Below are 16400 nucleotides of genomic sequence, written 5' to 3'. Positions count from 1 at the left end.
GCCACAGTCAAGAGCGATTCCCTACGGGATAGCTTCGCTTCACGCATTTTTGTAATAAAATACGATACAGTAGAAGTATTGTCCAACCCTTGCCCCCATCCGAGGTAACAATGCAAATCACCTTGAGCCAAGAGCAAACCCAAGTCCTTGAAGCTTTAGTAAAGCACGGTCAATATCCCTCCCTTGAAGAAGCAATTAACACAGCCTTGCTGTTATTAATCGATGATGTTACTTTATCCGATGACGGCAACAACCCAAACTATTTAGCGTGGGTACAAGAAACTGGGAAGAAAATCGATATAGCACGAGAACAAGCACAACGGGGTGAGTTGCTCAATCCAGACGATGTATTAGCTCAACTTAGAGATAAAGTGAAAAAAGCCAGAGAATTAAGAGCATGAATCGCTTGCTTATTACGCTCGAAGCGAGTCGAGATTTATCCGAAATTTCCGATTACTTTTTGGCGCAAAGCGTGGATGCAGGAGAGCGCTTTGTGGAAGGATTTGGTAAAAAATGTCAGCAGATTGCACAGTTTCCATATTTGGGGCGATCGTATTCACAATTTTCTCCCAGTTTACGTGGTGTGCCATTGATGGGATACATCATTTTTTATCAAATAGTTGGTGATGGTATTGAGATTTTGCGCGTTATTAGTGGTTATCGTAACTTGCAGGATGTTTTCAATACTGATTGAGTAAAAGCAATGCGCTCGCTATTGTGTCTGGGAAGGTCGATCGCTCTTTTGGCATGGAAAGGGATATTGAAAAATACTTAAACTACCTGATTCCTAATCAAGATTTGTTCCAGCACACAACATCCACAATTCGCGGGATGGTGGCAATCGCACAGGTGGAATTGAACCGGGAGCAGCAAGAGAGGGAATGTTAGCGCGAGCGAGAACAAATGGAAATCGGCAGGAAGAAGGAAGACAAAGAGAAAAAGCGATCTCGCCAACTTGAGAATATCATATTTTTGTCGGAACTGCGATCGGCGGCGGACAAATCTTTTGGGTCAGCTATCCCCTAATCAAAGATACACCGATTAAATAGCAACCCGATTTTTCCCTCCCGCTTCATCCCTTCACCGCGACGATTATCTGGAGTTTGCTTTTCGGTTTAATATTCGGCCTGCTGATACTGGGTAGCCTGCCGCTGGCGAGAAAAATATCCCCCAGAATCCTGCGGCTGGTAAGAAAAATATTGCCCAGGTAAAGCGGTGCGTGAGAGTCAATAAGCTGTCGCGCCTTTAAATTGCATATTCAGGGCGGGCGGGACGCCCACCCCACAAGAGTTAGATTGTTTTTTGACAGACAATTTAAATGCAGAACAGCTTAGTAAAGGGCTGCGGTGCAATGATTTTTCACCGTCACCCACCCTACGACTGATACAAAACATTGTATTCGTAGGGAAACGGCATTCCCGCATCCTTTAGCCCAACCGAACAGGAATACAATTCATTAAACAAAAAACCGGGTTTCTGATAAAACCCGGCCACCATGAACAGAAGCAATATTAACACTGGTCAAACCTCAATTCTTTAATAACTTCATCCCCATTTTCACCTTGTCCAAAATCGTCTTCTGCGAAACACAAGTAATCAGACAAAGCTTGCCGCAATTCAAAGTATCGCGGCGGACTTCCTGAGCTTTTTCGCCGTACCAAATCTCGCGGGCGCTGGCGTTTTTCACATTACCAATCACCGGAAACTCATCGCACAATTTCACATCGCCGCGCGTATCAATCCAGTAATTTCGCAGTCCAACGCGACAAGGACGAGTTGAATCAGGAGCTGTTTCTTCGGCAAAGTGAGGAATCATCAATCGCAACACTTCATCGCTGTTCATAATCGGAGCGCCGTTCTTCTTCATTTCAATTAGCCGCTCGATTACTTGTGAAAATTCCTCCATGTCTTCTTTTTCAATCCACAATTCCTCGTATGTTTCTGGCGTCCAGCGGTTGACGGATTGGAAGTTCACCGTCGTCGCCCCAATTCCCTGAGCCCAGGTGACTATTTCCGGGAGGTGGCGGAAATTGAGTCGGTTCATTGTCGGTTTGACGTTGATCGGAAACAAGACGTTCTGTTTTTCTTGTTCTTCGCGCAGATAGCCGATTCCTTTAGAAAGCCGATCGAACAATCCGGGTTGACCCCGCAAATAATCGTGCAGTTCTGCGTTCGGCCCGTCAACGGACATATTCACATTAAAAGGACGAGCAGCGACAGTTTTGGCTGCGTTTTCCCTGGTCATGCAATAGCCGTTGGTGGTGACGCCGGCGTGAATGCCATTTTTATTCGCAAAGGCCAGCAAGTCTAGAAAACCTTTTTTAATATAAGGTTCGCCGCCGCTAAAGTTGATTGAAAATTCGCCCACAAAGTCTTTGACGCTCAAGAGGGCATTTTGCCATTCTTCGATCGTCATTTCGTCTTTATATTCTTTGAGTCGCCAATACTCGCACTGGCGGCATTTAACATTGCAGCGCTCGTTGACAATCCCGTAAAAAGTGACTGGGCTTGTCACGTCGTATCCTGTATTGATCCGCAGCGATTCGGCTACTGCACTCTTGGTGTGCTTGACGCCCAGTCTCGATAATGTTAAAGCATCCATGTCTTTTTTTCCTTACGTGTTGTTAGCTAGGTCAATTCCTCGATCCCTCTTTTGTGCGTATAATTACGCATTCCTGATTACGTATTCCTTTTGAGTACGTATGCCCCATCCTAAGTGTTGCGTTTGGGTATGGCTAGATGTTTTTGAAATATTTATAATATTAAAACTTGTAACATATTAGTATTTCCAATGTATCAAGCGAGGCTTTGTGTGAAGACATGAATTCGGCTTAATAATTGCCAAAATATATGGGCTTAAGATTGACTTTAATTAATAATTGTAATTTATATTTAAAATTGGTTAAATAACTTAATACAGTTTGTCAGTAAAACTACGTAGGCAAGCGGTATCAATAATTTATTGTTATAGTGAAATGAGTAGCCAGTACAGCAGTTAACTTCACACAAGCTTTACAATATGGGAATTTAAGTATTTACACGGCCAAAAATGGCTATAAACATGGGACGATATTTGCACGTACTGAAAATGTTCTGGGGTGCGGCGATCGCAGCGGAACTAGAATACCGAATCAACTTTGTCCTCGCGACCATCAGCAGCCTCGGAAATCTTACTGGCAGCTTGTTTGGGCTATTTTTGTTCTACCGTACCGGCTACACGTTTTCGGGCTGGAAATGGGAAGAGGCTTTAGTTGTACTCGGCATTTTTACGGTTTTGCAGGGGTTTTCGTCAACGTTTCTAGCACCTAATCTCAGCCGTATTGTCGATCGAGTCCAGCAAGGTACTCTCGATTTCGTACTCCTCAAACCCATCAGTTCCCAATTCTGGCTATCTGCAAACACAGTTTCGCCTTGGGGAATGCCAGATTTAATCTTGGGCATCGTATTGCTGTTGTATGCTGGAAACAAATTGGGAGTAGCAATCGGCAACTATTTTTTAACAGCAATACCGCTGTTCTTCGGAACTATTACTCTTTACAGTATATGGTTTATGTTAGGGGCCACCAGCATTTGGTTTGTCAAAATTTACAATGTTACCGAAGTCCTCAAAGGATTGTTAGAAGCGGGTAGATTTCCCATGGCAGCTTATCCCGCAGCTTATCGATTTTTCTTCACCTTCGTAGTTCCCGTTGCCTTCTTGACGACTGTGCCTGCAGAAGCCATGCTGGGGAGAGGTGAAATCGTTTGGATCGCAGGGGCGGGAATATTGGCGATCGGGCTGTTATTTTTCTCCCGCTACTTCTGGCAATTTGCACTCCGCTTTTACACCAGCGCTTCCAGCTAGTTAAGTAGGTAGGTAAGCGGCTGCACATCTAGATTGTCTATTATGTTTGAGAGGGAGAGGATTTGACACCTGGGGAATAGAGAAGTGAAATATACATTTTCAAGGCAAAACAGCTTATCTAAAAAATATTTTTGTCTATTTACTTAGATAGATAGTTAAATAAATGTAATATCTCAACCTATCCTTGAAATGTAAACTGGAAATAAACCACGCACAAGAAGGCAAACCAATGAAAAGAAAAAAACTGGGTAACAGTAATTTTACTATCAGCGCGATCGGTCTTGGATGTATGCCAATGTCCTTAAGCGGCCGGCCCCCCGAAGATCAATCAATGGCGGTAATTCACCGCGCCCTCGATTTGGGTGTCACCCTAATTGACACAGCAGATTCCTACTGCCAAGATCAATCTGATAAACACCACAACGAGCAGTTGATTGCCAAAGCTTTGGAACAGTACACCGGAGATACTCGCGCCGTTACTATCGCCACTAAAGGCGGCTTAATGCGGCCTCAAGGTGCGTGGACGCGCAATGGCAACCCCCACCATTTACGCAAGACAATTCGGGAAAGTTTTGAAGCATTGGGCGGCAAGGAACCGATCGACCTTTGGCAGTACCACTCGCCAGATCCCGCTTATACCATCGAAGCAGCCCTAGCACCTGCAAAAGAAGCAGTAGAAGCAGGAATGATTCGATTTATTGGATTGTCCAACTTTTCTGTAGAGCAGATCAAACGTGCCCGCGATACAGTAGAAGTTGTCTCCGTGCAGAATCAGTACAATCCGTGGCACAGACAGCCGGAATCAGACGGGGTTCTGGAATATTGCGAAACCGAAAAACTGACATTTTTTCCCTGGAGTCCTTTGGGAGGAAGCCGCCGCGTCACCAGCTTGCAAGATATGCCCGCGATCGCCAAATTAGCAGCAGAAAAAAACGTTTCAGTTTACTGTATAGTATTAGCTTGGTTGATGGCCCAATCGCCTTGCATCGTTCCGATTCCCGGTGCGACCAAAGTATCGAGTATTGAGGACTCTGTGCAGGCGCTCGAAGTTAAATTGACTGACGAGGAATTGCAACAAATTGCCGTAAGTTAAGTATATATAGCCTCTCGATCTCTCATATGAGGTACTCATGGCCTCCGTGGCCTCCGTGGCCTCCGTGGCCTCCGTGGCCTCCGTGGGCATACCTCACTTTTTTGAGAACCGCTATAGCAATCCTCGCATCATTTGTGTAATTCTTGTAGGGGCAAACCCCCCGTGGTTGCCCCCATGATGCTGGGGTAGGCACTCTTAGCACTACCCCTACATCTCATTTAGGATTGCTATATAAGGGCAAAAAAAACAATAGAACAGGCAAGATGCATGTTCCACAAAGAGAACTTTATTGTGGGGTGGGTTGGAAAACCCGCCCTTGAAAGTGAGATTTAATGAGTAAAGTTGACATTTTTTGAGGAATTGAGTTTAATGGAAGCTAATCAAGTGAATGCCGATCGAGACGTAGCAATTGAACATCAAAACGTACCTGTCGCCCATGAAGGACTGCACAACTTTTTATACAGTTCCGACTCAGAACACAGCGCAGCAGCGACTCTTTCTGAATTAGAAAATGACGGTACGCAAGTAATCTCGATCGATACATGGCGCGATTTGGCAACTAACGCGAAAGTCGCCGGCGTTTACGCTGTAATGGACACTTCCCGCAACACTCAGTATGTAGGTTATTCGCGAAATATCCTGCTTTCAATCAACGGTCACATCGCCCAAAATGGCGCAGAAAATTGTGCTTTCCTGCGCGTGCAAACTTTCAAATTCCCGAAGCGGGAAGAAATGGAAAGTTTGCGCGATGCTTGGATAGCAGAAATTGGCAGCATTCCGCCTGGAAACGATGCTGAAAGCGAAATGTGGGCGGCTACGGTAGGCCAAGCAGCGCGATCGGCAATGTCTGCTGAGGAACAAAAAGCTTATGAGGAAAAGAAGCTGAAATTGCGTAAAGCAATGGCAGATTCTAGTCTTACCAAAGAGTTAGAAACAGCAGCCAAAAATGACGGCGAACGCGCTAAGGATTTGGAAGCGGCTGTTAACAATGATGATTGGAGTGCGGTGATTCAATCGCAAACCCAGGAAACAAAGTCCCGCAAATAAAATTAGCTGCTACATAAACTTTCCTCCGCCGTAAAGTGGACTGGAAGAGCATCAAATCCAAAGGGCGGGTTTATCTATTTCCTGAGTTACCTATAAATATTTAGGGTAAAACCCGCCCCTACTAACTAATGACTAATGACTAATGACTAAATTACTAATGACTAATTTTTCGTTCTTTAACTAAAGTCAAACTTACCCATTCACCCCGCTCATTGTAACTGCGAATCATCCGAAACCGCAAGTCAGGTTCTACCAACCAACCGGCCTCGAAAAATATAGGTTTTCTGGATTCAATCTTGACAGGTAAAGTGCAAGAACCGCCGTCAGGAAGGAGCACAACTTGCACGGGTGAAGCACCTTCGTTAAAGTGCAGAACTGAACCGTCTATGGTGGCGCTAGAAGTGATAACACTAGCATTACTGCCAAAAGTGATTTTGTGCACTAGGCGATCGCTACTTTCTAAATGCAATTGTAAATTGGTAGAAGAAAAGTCAGGAGAACGCGAATCAGGATACATTGTCACGGCCTCGCCCTCCCACTCTCCCAGCAAATCTTCAACAGTTAAAGGCGGACGTTCGGGGACATTTTTATCAAGCTGCTTTTCCCGAATTAAGATAAGTTTGGATAAATTGCCGTCGGTATTGTATGTCAGAGGGAAGCGCAACCGACGATAATTGTAGATAAAACTCAACTCGGCACCGCACTCTGAAAAAGGCGCTAGTTGAATAGTACCCTGAGAAAAAGCTCCATTCTCAAAAAATAGGATATCTCGTCCCAAACTTTGATATTCTCGAACAAGTTCGCTGACTTCCGGTTCGCCGACACCGCTAGGATTTGGGGAAAACCGACGCAGTTTCAATCGCACTGTTTTGTTGTCATTGAAGCCTTCGAGAGAAATAATGCTAGGAGTATCTTGAAGTACCTCTCCTCGCGTTGATAGCTGAGTGAAGGAACCGTGCCATTCTCCCAAGTTTTGCAGAAAGTTTTCCCATTGTGATACCATATTTTTACCTTTGGATATATGTCTAAAAATAGAATTATAACTCTGCTTACGGATTTTGGATTAAGCGATGTTTATGTGGGAGTGATGAAAGGTGCGATCGCCCAAATTAACCCGCAGTTAAAAGTCATTGACATTACGCACCAAATACCCTCTCAAAATATTGCGGCGGCGAGGTTTTGTTTGATGACTGCTTTTGCTTATTTTCCGCCGGAAACCGTACACGTTGCTGTCGTCGATCCGGGGGTGGGAAGCAAGAGACGCCCGGTTGCGATTAAATGTGCTAATTGCTTTCTTGTCGGGCCGGATAACGGGTTGTTTAGCGGGGTGTTGAGTCGGGAAAGTGCGAGATCCTCTGTCGAACTCACGAATTCTCAATACTGGCGCACACCTCAACCCAGCAGCACTTTTCACGGTCGCGATATTTTTGCAGCAGCGGGCGCTCACTTGGCCAACGGGGTGGCGTTGGAAGACTTGGGAGGGGCGATCGACCCTGCAAGTTTAGTAGAGTTAGAGATACCAAATTGTGCCGTTACAGCCACAGGTGCAGCAGGCTGCATTCAATATGTCGATCGCTTTGGCAATCTAATTACTAATATCCCGAATAATTGCATTATAGGTAACAATTGGTCATTGACAATTAGCAATAGTTCTGATGCAATTCGCATCCCCAGCGGTAAAACCTACAGCGACACCGAACCGGGCGATTTAATTGCCATAACTGGTTCTGACGGTTGGGTAGAAATTGCCGTTAATGGCGGCAGCGCTCAATCTGTATTAAAATTGGAATGCGGAGCGATCGTGCAATTACTTTTTGAAACTAACAATTAAATAGGACTTATAGCCTTTCTCAGTAACATGAGGTGCTCTCGCGGGCATAGGGCATAGGGCATAGGGCATAGGGCATAGGGCATAGGGCATAGGGCATCAGTTGTGAGCGGTGTGTACCTCATTTTATTGAGAACCGCTATACGCATGGGTGCTCGGAAACCTGGTTTTTTACGAAAAAACTTTGTTGTAACCAGCAGATGCGGTGAAAAACCCGGTTATGAAGGCGGAGTGCGTAAGTCATAGTTTTTTTCGATCGATTACTTTTTCGGCAAAATCCACAATAGTTTGGCGATATTCGGGATTATTAAAAAAAGCATCTCCATTATTGTGCCTAGCATTAGGAACTAGCAAAATTTTTTTATATTCAGGAGAACTAGCATATAACTTTTTGCTCATAGTAGCAGGAACAAAACGATCGGCAATCCCGTGAACAAACAAAATCGGCATTCGCAGTGATTTGACCTTAGCCAGAGAATCAAACCTTTGCGTCAGCAACAACCGCACCGGAAAAAATCGCATATAAGCATTATTTTCCACCATATCCACCATAGAAGTAAACGAATTGTGGACAATCAAGCCAGCAGCTTCTGGATGCCTGATTGCTAACTCAATAGCAACAGCACCTCCCATTGAATGACCGTAAAATAAAATTTGGCTAGGCAACAATTGCCGCTGCTTAACTAAATAATTATAAGCAACTTCAGCATCTTCATATACTTGTGATTCCTTCGGAAAACTGCCTTGACTGCGGCCGTAACCCCGGTAATCAATCAGCAATACAGAAAAACCCAATTGCCGAAAGCGGTAAGATTGACTGATATTCGCACCGATGTTCAAACCCCTGCCGTGCAGGTACAATAAAGTTCCTAATGATTTTCGATTTGCGGCGGGCAGCCACCAACCGTGAAGTTTTTCAATTTTGCGCGATCGACCCTTAACTGGCAACCAAACTTCTTGGTAAGGGATGTTAAAAGCATCCGGTGTTTTGGCGATTGTAGGTGTTGGCTGAAAGATCAAACGAGTTTGCAGAAAAAACAAGAGTATACAGGAAGCAATGTAGGCGATCGCCCAAATCTTTCCTATTAAAAATAGCAACTTCAAACAATGTCTGTATCTATTTTGTATTTCGAGCATTGTGGTAACTCAAATAAAATTTTGGCTGTTTAGCCAAATTAAAAACAATAATTATTAACTTCAAAAACTAGCCTATTTTGAGGTAAAATCAATCCTGATGCTTCCTCAGTTAACAATTGGTTGTATATTGTATCCGCTTGCCCAAAAGATTCTTGAGGCAAAAATCTAAATATTGATGCAGCAACATATTGTTTTTCTTTTTCAAAGCTTATCCAGTTTCTTGATAATTCTTCTGCTGCAAAACCCGTAGTATTAGAACCAGAAAAAATATCTACTACCAAGTCTCCCGGTTCAGTAAGAAAATTTATAAAAAATGACGGTAATCTTTGGGGAAAACGTGCCGGATGCGCCTTAACATTAAACTCTTTGCACCAACGCAAGTATTGAGAATTACTTTCAGAATTAGAAATTTCTAGCAAATTAGATGGAATAGCACCTCCATTATCTTTGGCAAATCGATCGCTAATATTGTGACCGGAAGGACGTTCTTTGGGCGTGTAAAATTCATCAGCATTTTTCAAAAGTTTTTTCATTCTCTCAGAATACTCTACTTTGACTTTAGTAATATTCGCTTGAGGTTGATTCGTTTTGGAAAGCCACCAAACAGTATTCACAGAATCTTTTGCCCGGATTTTCTTTTTATTCACCCACTCTATAGGAGATGGAAGTTTTGAAGGATTAAACCAGAAAAACTCTTGAGCAAGTTTAAATTCATATTCGTCACATAACCTAATAAGTACGCGGTAATTATACAGCGACCGTACAGGTATTCCTTTCTGATAAGCACCTCCAAGGTCTATAACAAAACTTCCAGTATCCTTAAGAACTCTTTTAATTTCAGGAGCAAAGCCCAGCAGCCAATCAACATATAAATCTTGATCCTCATTTCCATAACTCTTTTGGCGTTGCAATGCAAAAGGAGGGGATGTAATCACCAAATCTATAGAATTGCTAGCAAGACTATTCAGGAGATGAAGAGAATCTCCCAAATAAGATTGACCGTATTGGGTGGTGTAAATTGGAGCGGGCAAAATGTTACTCATGCTTAATTTAGATTAGTTTAAGGTACAAAAGACACAGCCTACTGTCATTATATCAAAATCCGTACTCTCAGTGTTACTAAATCCGTACTTTCAGTTCGTTGTTTTGTGTATAAATTCTTCGTACCATTCAAAAAGCGAACTTTCAGTTCGTTTTTATGAATTGTGAGGGGTATGAATTACAAAGAAGCCAGACAACAATTTGCAGTCAAGGTAAGTCAGTTACGCAGAGAAAAAAGGATGACACAGGACGAGTTAGCAGAACTCATAGACAAGACTACTGACTATATCAGCTTATTGGAACGCGGTGAAAGATCGCCATCCTTTGAAGTTATTTTCGCTCTAGCTGAAGCGCTCGATGTACCCGCTACTTATTTAATCAGTTTTAGCCAAAGCGGCGAAAGTACAGCTCTCATTAACACCCTAATAGCTGAACCAGTTTCTCCGTCAGTTGTAGAGCCTGTTGAAGAGGCTGTTACCACGGAAGCAGAACGCATTTCAGATGCTAAACGGCTAGAAAATGCTATGAAAAGCATCCAAGAATTGCAAAATCTGGCTAGTGAATATGGTATTGCGGATATTTTTCAAGATAACGGGGGAAAGACTTTACAGTTATTAATTCTTTTAGGGCTGCGGATATCGCCTGGACGTGAAGGAAACGATGCTATTGATGCTGAAGGAAAAGAATACGAACTTAAAACAATAAATATTGCTCTCAATAGAAGCGGTGGGGTCACTACTCACCATCATTTGAATGAAATTATACTTGACAAGTATCGCCGAGTAGAAGCTTGGTATATTGGACTGTATGAAGGCATAACTCTCAAAGAGATTTATAAACTTACACCTGAAATGCTGGAACCTAAATTTAAAGAATGGGAAGAAAAGGTGAGGCTAAGAAACGAGCCGCTAAACAATCCTAAAATTCCCTTAAAGTTAGTAAAAAAAGGGCAACTTGTCTACTCTTATAGTAAATAATAGTTGCCCGATAGTGTTTAAAGGGGATTAGGTTGTGTTTGTGTAGAAACGATAGCTTGCCTACAGGTAGCGATTTTTACCCTCAAGCTACCACGAAATTAACCAACTTTCCAGGCACCACAATTACCTTTTTAATCTCCTTACCTTCAAGGTGACGCTTAGCCAATTCAGACTCGCGAGCAAACTTTTCCAACGCAGCTTTATCAGCACCAGAAGGCACTTGAATTGTGCCTCGAGTTTTGCCCATAACTTGAATTACCAGCGTAATTTCATCGGTAATTAACGCAGAAGCATCCACACTCGGCCAAGTTTGCGTATGCACCGATTCACTGTTACCAGTATTGTGCCACAATTCATCAGCAATATGCGGCGCAAAAGGCGCTAACAAGCGAATCAAAGTGTTAATTCCTTCTGCATAAATTGGCGAATCTTTACATTTAGCATCATTCAAAGCATTGCTGAGTTTCATCATTTCCGAAACAGCAGTATTGAACTGATAATCGCCCTCCAAATCTTCGCTCACTTCCTTAATTGCAGTGTGAATCGCCCGCCGCAAATCCTTCTCAGGTTTACTTAAAACCTCTTTCTCCCCCCCTTGCGAAGGGGGGGCAGGGGGGGGTGCACCAAACTCTGTAACCACGCGCCAAACGCGATTTAAAAAGCGAAATTGCCCTTCCACATCAGCGTCGTCCCACTCCAAATCCTTCTCTGGGGGCGCTTTGAATAAAATAAACATCCGCGCCGTATCTACCCCATATTTGCCCATAACTTGCAAGGGGTCAACGCCATTGTATTTTGATTTGGACATCTTCTCGTAGAAGACTTCCAAAGCTTCGCCAGTTTGAGGATCTTTGGGATTTGTGGGGTCTATATCTGCTGGGGGAACGTATTTGCCAGTAACAGGATTTTTATAGGCCATTGCTTGCACCATGCCTTGAGTTAACAGGCGTTTAAATGGTTCGTCACAATTGATCAAACCCCGATCGCGCAAAACCTTGGTAAAGAACCGCGAATACAGCAAGTGCAAGATTGCGTGTTCGATGCCGCCGACATATTGGTCTACGGGCATCCAATCATTTGTCTTTGCCGTATCGAAGACTTGCTCTTGATTTTGAGCATCGGGATAGCGCAAGAAATACCACGAAGAATCTATAAAAGTATCCATCGTATCTGTTTCCCGCTTCGCCGCAGTCCCGCAACTCGGACAAGGAACGTTTACCCATTCTTCCATCTTTGCCAAGGGCGAACCTTTGCCAGTAAATTGTACATTTTCCGGCAACAATACGGGCAAATCCGATGCGGGTACGGGTACTGTCCCGCAGGTGGGACAGTGAATTACGGGAATCGGAGCGCCCCAATAACGCTGTCTAGAAATCAACCAATCTCTCAAGCGGTATTGGATGCGGGCTTTGCCATAACCTGCATTTTCGGCATGGTGAATAATCGCTGCTTTGCCTTTAATTGAATCCATGCCGTTGAAGCTTTCGGAATTAATCATAATTCCTGGTTCGGTGTAAGCTTCGCTCAATGGCAGCTCATCATCATCCACAATTACTACTTTAATTGGCAGTTGATATTGATTGGCAAATTTGAAATCTCGCGTGTCGTGGGCGGGTACTCCCATAACTGCGCCGGTGCCGTATTCGTACAATACATAATCGGCAATCCAAATGGGAATTTCTTCGCCGTTGAAAGGGTTGATTGCTTTGCCGCCTGTGGGGATACCGCGCTTTGGTTTGTCTTCGGCTGTGCGATCGATCTCGCTTTGGGCGGCGACTTCTTTGATGAAGGTTTCTACGGCCGCTTTTCTGTCTGCGGTTGTCACGCGCTGAGTTAGTGGATGTTCCGGCGCTAAAACAAGGTAACTGACGCCGTAAACTGTGTCTGGGCGAGTGGTGAAAACAGCGATTTTTTCATCCATTCCGACAATCGGAAATTCTAAGTAAGCGCCGACTGATTTGCCGATCCAGTTAGCTTGCATTAATTTGACTCTTTCTGGCCAATCTGGCAATTTGTCTAAGTCGTTTAATAACTGTTCGGCGTAATCGGTAATTTTGAGGAACCACTGCCGCAATAATTTGCGCTCGACTTTGGCACCGGAACGCCAGGAACGTCCTTCGTTATCTACTTGTTCGTTTGCTAAGACTGTTTGGTCGATCGGGTCCCAATTAACTGCCGCTTCTTTTTGATATGCTAATCCTGCTTCTAAAAATTGTAAGAAAATCCATTGAGTCCACCGATAATAATCGGGAGAACAAGTTGTAACTTCTTTTGTCCAATCAAAGGAAATGCCGAGACGGCGAAATAAGCCTTTCATTTGGGCAATATTTTCATACGTCCATTTTGCCGGGGGAATTCCGCGCTCGATGGCGGCATTTTCTGCGGGCAAACCAAAAGCGTCCCACCCCATCGGATTCAATACCCGATAGCCTTGCATTCGCTTGAGTCTGGCAATTACATCAATAATTGTGTAGTTGCGGACGTGGCCCATGTGCAGGTTTCCCGACGGGTAGGGGAACATGGATAAGGCATAAAATTTAGGCTTTTGGGTATCTTCTGGCATCTGGTCTAAGTTTTGCTCAGCCCATGTCTGCTGCCATTTTTCTTCTATGGATTGGGGGTTATATCTGGAATCCACAACAATTGCTCCGTGCAGGGTTTAGTAATGTTTGCTTCAGTATTTTTACACATTCAAGGGGCTTCGATTCTGATTTTTCTGAGCGCCAAGGATTTTGGCTCGAATATCTGTATTATATATTGTAGTATAGGTAATTTGAGCTGGGGGGCGATCGGCCAAATATCCCCGTTCGCCCTGAAAAAAGTAAATAACTGCTATCCCCAGAAACCCGATTTCTTTGACAAACCGGGTTTATTCTCCTAGTTCGAGCTTAGATGCTATCAGGATCGATGTTCAATTCGCGCAGTTTGGCGGCTAAACGTTCCGCTTTTTGAGCTTCTTGTTCGGCCCGCTGCGAGGCTTCTTCTGCGCGCTGCGAGGCTTCTTCTGCACGCTGAAATTCTTGTTCGGCGCGCCGTCGCTCTAATAGCCGCTCTGCATTTATTTCGGAATAGGAAAGAAACTTTTCTCCATCAGGGCGATAGATTTCTAACCCTTCTTCTGGCAACTCAAACCGCACTCCCAGTCTGGGACTTATCCATCCCTCCATCGGTTCAATCGGTTCTAAGATTCCTTCAATTCTTTGCCAACCTTCTAACTGATTTCTTTCTGGATCGTAAAGGTAATACTCCTCGACTCCATAACGATAGTAAAATGAAAGTTTCTTGTTCATTTTTGTGTTACTATCGTTGTGGGAGCGAATTTCAAAGACGACTTGGGGAGCAATATTATCTTCGCGAGATTGTATGTAGGAACGTCGCTCGCCTTTTGGTCTACCAAATATCACCATCGTATCCGGCGCTTGAGAAATATCTGGTCTACCTTCAACCGGATACCAAAGTAAATCGGCGGCTACAAACACGTTGGGATCATCTTCAAACAGCGATTCGCAACCTTCTTTGATTGTGACAATTAATTTGTATTGTATTGTGCTGTCTGCCATTGGTTGACCGTCGCTGGATGGATAAATAATTTCTTCGGTTGTGACTTGCATTGTGGTTGTCTCCGAGAAGTATATGAGCTTAATTATACTATTGTTTGAACCCACTATTCGAGCCTAAAATGGCAATGCCATTTCCCTACTGACCTAATATTCAAAATAGGAAACAGCGGCGCTTCAAAGCTGCTTGCAAAAGAGTGTTATACAGTTTTTCCTTAACAGTATAAGCTCCGAATCTTTCCAAGTGCGGATTGTTCATTTGAGCATCGAACATCAGATAAGATCGATCGCGCAATCTCTCCACCAACTTCACCATCGCCACCTTAGAACCATCGGGAATTCGGTAAAACATCGACTCCCCAATAAACGCACCGCCGATCGACAATCCGAGAATACCGCCCGCCAATTCGTCCCCGCACCAAGTCTCGAAGCTGTAAGCCCAACCGGCCTCATACAAACCCCAGTAAATCTTCTTGAGCTCCTTAGAAATCCAAGTCGTTTCGCGATCGGCACAACCCTCAACCACCGCCCCAAAATCGCGGTTCACAGCCACCGAAAATCGATTTTGATTGATTTGGCGACGCAGGGATTTCGGATAGGTAAATCTTTCATCCAGGGGAATCAGCGCCCGCTGTCGGCTGGAATACCACCCCAAACTTTCCTCGCCGTCATTTGCCATCAAGAAGTAGCCTTGGGCATATCCTTGTATAATTGTCGGTATATCATATTGCATATATTTATCAGTTGTCATTTCTCAGTTAACTTTTCAAAGTCAACATTAGCAATTAGGAATAATCATGTCTGAAACCATTGAACCTATTACCTTACCGCCCGCCAAAAACCCCGAACAAGAAGGCCAATGGCTCCAACAAACGCTGCTGGCATGGCTAGACTCCGAGTTTATCCCAGAAGCAGCCAACCAGCAAATAGCTAAAAGAGCTGCCCAAATCTATGTTCGCCAGCGTATGGAAGGCGAGAATGACGTGGGCAGCCTCGTAATTGCGATCGTCACCGAAATGCAGGCCTATGATTTTTCTAAAAGCTTCTACGGCGAATTTGCGATCGCCAATGCCGTCAGCGACTTGTTACTCGATAGTCTAGGCATCGATAAATGCTGTGGCCAGTGAAGCAAGAAGGAGGAAAATTTAACTCATAAGTCTGAAACAAGAATCAACCCCAAACATAATCTTGCCGATTATTTATAAGTTTTTTTTCCTTCTTCCTTCTTCCTTTTTCTTTAGAATAAATCTCCAGAAACACGACAATTTCAGAAAAACATCATCCGTGTATCCGTGTCATCATCCGTGTCGTGCCTTCCTTCTTTCTTCGTGCTACCAGCTAGACTTCACAACACCGGGCAAAAGACCTTCGTGAGCCATTTCTCGCATCATGTTGCGAGACAGTCCGAAGTCACGATAGTAACCTCTGGGGCGTCCAGTTGCCCAGCAGCGGTTCCGCAAGCGAGTCCGCGAACTGCTGCGGGGTAGCTGTTGTAGTTGGCGGTGAATCGCCATTTTGTCCATCTGATTGGTAGCTTGGTCAAACTGGTCTTTCAGGTCTTCCCGCTTGTCGGCGTACTTGTCTACGAGTCTCTGGCGCTTTTTCTCGCGCTCGACCATGCTCTTCTTAGCCATAATCTGTTGATATCCTTAGATTAATCACAATCTACTATTTTACTATATTTTTGTCATTTTGGATCTCTTTTATTTGAATTATTTCTTTTGTCAACAAGATTTTTAGCAACAGGCAAGATGCCTGTTCCACAATAAATTAACATTTTTAGCAACAGGCAAGATGCCTGTTCCACAATAAATTAACATTTTTAGCAACAGGCAAGATGCCTGTTCCACAATAACTCAACATTTTTAGCAACAGG

The 16400-nt window shown here is 44.0% G+C and carries 19 protein-coding genes; 10 read left to right on the top strand and 9 right to left on the bottom strand.

The window, feature by feature from the left end; all coding sequences use genetic code 11:
• The first annotated feature begins 110 nt into the window (after positions 1 to 110).
• From QUB35_RS28455 to QUB35_RS28440, 4 genes are read left to right on the top strand one after another with little or no spacing between them, the layout of a single operon-like run.
• Positions 111 to 401 (top strand): hypothetical protein, encoded by a 291-nt coding sequence (locus QUB35_RS28455; RefSeq protein WP_333144996.1) that lies wholly within the window; start codon positions 111 to 113, stop codon positions 399 to 401.
• Complete coding sequence (locus QUB35_RS28450; RefSeq protein ID WP_333144995.1) at positions 398 to 694, top strand: type II toxin-antitoxin system RelE/ParE family toxin; 297 nt, start codon at positions 398 to 400, stop codon at positions 692 to 694. The genes QUB35_RS28455 and QUB35_RS28450 overlap by 4 nt, the downstream gene beginning before the upstream one ends.
• A complete protein-coding gene (locus tag QUB35_RS28445) occupies positions 691 to 888 on the top strand; it encodes a hypothetical protein (protein ID WP_333144994.1) in 198 nt (65 codons plus the stop codon). Before QUB35_RS28450 ends, QUB35_RS28445 begins: the two co-directional genes overlap by 4 nt.
• A gap of 15 nt (positions 889 to 903) precedes the next feature.
• A complete protein-coding gene (locus QUB35_RS28440) occupies positions 904 to 1026 on the top strand; it encodes a hypothetical protein (protein WP_333144993.1) in 123 nt (40 codons plus the stop codon).
• A gap of 348 nt (positions 1027 to 1374) precedes the next feature.
• On the opposite strand, the gene QUB35_RS28435 is transcribed toward QUB35_RS28440, so the two are convergent.
• Positions 1375 to 1518: a hypothetical protein gene (locus tag QUB35_RS28435; RefSeq protein WP_333144991.1), complete on the bottom strand. Its 144-nt coding sequence runs from the start codon at positions 1516 to 1518 to the stop codon at positions 1375 to 1377.
• 10 nt (positions 1519 to 1528) lie between these two features.
• Positions 1529 to 2602, bottom strand: coding sequence for a radical SAM protein (locus QUB35_RS28430; RefSeq protein WP_333144990.1), 1074 nt, complete (start codon positions 2600 to 2602; stop codon positions 1529 to 1531).
• A 447-nt stretch (positions 2603 to 3049) separates the two neighbouring features.
• Here QUB35_RS28430 and QUB35_RS28425 point away from each other — a divergent pair, with 447 nt between their 5' ends.
• The 3 genes from QUB35_RS28425 (at position 3050) to QUB35_RS28415 (ending at position 5984) form a co-directional block, all read left to right on the top strand.
• Positions 3050 to 3844, top strand: coding sequence for an ABC transporter permease (locus QUB35_RS28425; protein WP_333144989.1), 795 nt, complete (start codon positions 3050 to 3052; stop codon positions 3842 to 3844).
• A gap of 229 nt (positions 3845 to 4073) precedes the next feature.
• Positions 4074 to 4937 (top strand): aldo/keto reductase, encoded by an 864-nt coding sequence (locus tag QUB35_RS28420; RefSeq protein WP_333144988.1) that lies wholly within the window; start codon positions 4074 to 4076, stop codon positions 4935 to 4937.
• 369 nt (positions 4938 to 5306) lie between these two features.
• Positions 5307 to 5984: a GIY-YIG nuclease family protein gene (locus tag QUB35_RS28415; RefSeq protein ID WP_333144987.1), complete on the top strand. Its 678-nt coding sequence runs from the start codon at positions 5307 to 5309 to the stop codon at positions 5982 to 5984.
• 154 nt (positions 5985 to 6138) lie between these two features.
• Here QUB35_RS28415 and QUB35_RS28410 read toward each other — a convergent pair whose 3' ends face one another.
• Entirely contained in the window at positions 6139 to 6987 is an 849-nt protein-coding gene (locus QUB35_RS28410; protein ID WP_333144986.1) for a DUF3598 family protein, read from the bottom strand.
• 18 nt (positions 6988 to 7005) lie between these two features.
• On the opposite strand from QUB35_RS28410, the gene QUB35_RS28405 reads away from it, so the two are divergent.
• Positions 7006 to 7815 carry an SAM-dependent chlorinase/fluorinase gene (locus QUB35_RS28405; protein WP_333144985.1) on the top strand — a complete coding sequence of 270 codons (810 nt, stop codon included), beginning with the start codon at positions 7006 to 7008 and terminating at the stop codon, positions 7813 to 7815.
• A 237-nt stretch (positions 7816 to 8052) separates the two neighbouring features.
• Here QUB35_RS28405 and QUB35_RS28400 read toward each other — a convergent pair whose 3' ends face one another.
• Together QUB35_RS28400 and QUB35_RS28395 are read right to left on the bottom strand one after the other, a co-directional pair.
• Complete coding sequence (locus QUB35_RS28400; protein ID WP_333144984.1) at positions 8053 to 8949, bottom strand: alpha/beta hydrolase; 897 nt, start codon at positions 8947 to 8949, stop codon at positions 8053 to 8055.
• A gap of 38 nt (positions 8950 to 8987) precedes the next feature.
• Positions 8988 to 9992: a site-specific DNA-methyltransferase gene (locus tag QUB35_RS28395; RefSeq protein ID WP_333144983.1), complete on the bottom strand. Its 1005-nt coding sequence runs from the start codon at positions 9990 to 9992 to the stop codon at positions 8988 to 8990.
• A 171-nt stretch (positions 9993 to 10163) separates the two neighbouring features.
• On the opposite strand from QUB35_RS28395, the gene QUB35_RS28390 reads away from it, so the two are divergent.
• Positions 10164 to 10967, top strand: a complete 804-nt coding sequence (locus QUB35_RS28390) for a helix-turn-helix domain-containing protein (protein ID WP_333144982.1) — start codon at positions 10164 to 10166, stop codon at positions 10965 to 10967.
• An 82-nt stretch (positions 10968 to 11049) separates the two neighbouring features.
• On the opposite strand, the gene leuS is transcribed toward QUB35_RS28390, so the two are convergent.
• The 3 genes from leuS to aat all read right to left on the bottom strand — a co-directional run bounded on the left by leuS (position 11050) and on the right by aat (position 15275).
• The gene (gene leuS / locus QUB35_RS28385) at positions 11050 to 13605 is read right to left on the bottom strand and encodes a leucine--tRNA ligase (protein ID WP_333144981.1); all 2556 of its coding nucleotides are present in this window, start codon (positions 13603 to 13605) and stop codon (positions 11050 to 11052) included.
• A 250-nt stretch (positions 13606 to 13855) separates the two neighbouring features.
• Complete coding sequence (locus tag QUB35_RS28380) at positions 13856 to 14578, bottom strand: Uma2 family endonuclease (RefSeq protein ID WP_333144980.1); 723 nt, start codon at positions 14576 to 14578, stop codon at positions 13856 to 13858.
• 100 nt (positions 14579 to 14678) lie between these two features.
• The gene (aat, locus tag QUB35_RS28375; protein ID WP_445252085.1) at positions 14679 to 15275 is read right to left on the bottom strand and encodes a leucyl/phenylalanyl-tRNA--protein transferase; all 597 of its coding nucleotides are present in this window, start codon (positions 15273 to 15275) and stop codon (positions 14679 to 14681) included.
• Positions 15276 to 15321: 46 nt separating this feature from the next.
• Here aat and QUB35_RS28370 point away from each other — a divergent pair, with 46 nt between their 5' ends.
• Entirely contained in the window at positions 15322 to 15651 is a 330-nt protein-coding gene (locus QUB35_RS28370) for a hypothetical protein (RefSeq protein ID WP_332953433.1), read from the top strand.
• A 204-nt stretch (positions 15652 to 15855) separates the two neighbouring features.
• Here QUB35_RS28370 and rpsN read toward each other — a convergent pair whose 3' ends face one another.
• Positions 15856 to 16158 carry a 30S ribosomal protein S14 gene (gene rpsN / locus QUB35_RS28365; protein ID WP_333055623.1) on the bottom strand — a complete coding sequence of 101 codons (303 nt, stop codon included), beginning with the start codon at positions 16156 to 16158 and terminating at the stop codon, positions 15856 to 15858.
• Between the last annotated feature and the right edge of the window lie 242 nt (positions 16159 to 16400).

Origin of the sequence: Microcoleus sp. B13-B6 (assembly GCF_036705405.1) — a bacterium.
In the GTDB taxonomy this organism is placed as follows: domain Bacteria; phylum Cyanobacteriota; class Cyanobacteriia; order Cyanobacteriales; family Microcoleaceae; genus Microcoleus.
The sequence above is the reverse complement of the archived record's forward strand: the minus strand, read 5'-3'. Positions and strand labels throughout refer to the sequence as shown.

What these genes read in the sequence shown, in the direction of transcription:
- QUB35_RS28455 (WP_333144996.1), top strand. Translation starts at nt 111, where the DNA reads ATGCAAATCACCTTGAGCCAAGAGCAAACCCAAGTCCTTGAAGCTTTA.
- QUB35_RS28450 (WP_333144995.1), top strand. Translation starts at nt 398, where the DNA reads ATGAATCGCTTGCTTATTACGCTCGAAGCGAGTCGAGATTTATCCGAA.
- QUB35_RS28440 (WP_333144993.1), top strand. Translation starts at nt 904, where the DNA reads ATGGAAATCGGCAGGAAGAAGGAAGACAAAGAGAAAAAGCGATCTCGC.
- QUB35_RS28430 (WP_333144990.1), bottom strand. Translation starts at nt 2,602, where the DNA reads ATGGATGCTTTAACATTATCGAGACTGGGCGTCAAGCACACCAAGAGT.
- QUB35_RS28425 (WP_333144989.1), top strand. Translation starts at nt 3,050, where the DNA reads ATGGCTATAAACATGGGACGATATTTGCACGTACTGAAAATGTTCTGG.
- QUB35_RS28420 (WP_333144988.1), top strand. Translation starts at nt 4,074, where the DNA reads ATGAAAAGAAAAAAACTGGGTAACAGTAATTTTACTATCAGCGCGATC.
- QUB35_RS28415 (WP_333144987.1), top strand. Translation starts at nt 5,307, where the DNA reads ATGGAAGCTAATCAAGTGAATGCCGATCGAGACGTAGCAATTGAACAT.
- QUB35_RS28410 (WP_333144986.1), bottom strand. Translation starts at nt 6,987, where the DNA reads ATGGTATCACAATGGGAAAACTTTCTGCAAAACTTGGGAGAATGGCAC.
- QUB35_RS28405 (WP_333144985.1), top strand. Translation starts at nt 7,006, where the DNA reads ATGTCTAAAAATAGAATTATAACTCTGCTTACGGATTTTGGATTAAGC.
- QUB35_RS28400 (WP_333144984.1), bottom strand. Translation starts at nt 8,949, where the DNA reads ATGCTCGAAATACAAAATAGATACAGACATTGTTTGAAGTTGCTATTT.
- QUB35_RS28395 (WP_333144983.1), bottom strand. Translation starts at nt 9,992, where the DNA reads ATGAGTAACATTTTGCCCGCTCCAATTTACACCACCCAATACGGTCAA.
- QUB35_RS28390 (WP_333144982.1), top strand. Translation starts at nt 10,164, where the DNA reads ATGAATTACAAAGAAGCCAGACAACAATTTGCAGTCAAGGTAAGTCAG.
- QUB35_RS28380 (WP_333144980.1), bottom strand. Translation starts at nt 14,578, where the DNA reads ATGCAAGTCACAACCGAAGAAATTATTTATCCATCCAGCGACGGTCAA.
- aat (WP_445252085.1), bottom strand. Translation starts at nt 15,275, where the DNA reads ATGACAACTGATAAATATATGCAATATGATATACCGACAATTATACAA.
- QUB35_RS28370 (WP_332953433.1), top strand. Translation starts at nt 15,322, where the DNA reads ATGTCTGAAACCATTGAACCTATTACCTTACCGCCCGCCAAAAACCCC.
- rpsN (WP_333055623.1), bottom strand. Translation starts at nt 16,158, where the DNA reads ATGGCTAAGAAGAGCATGGTCGAGCGCGAGAAAAAGCGCCAGAGACTC.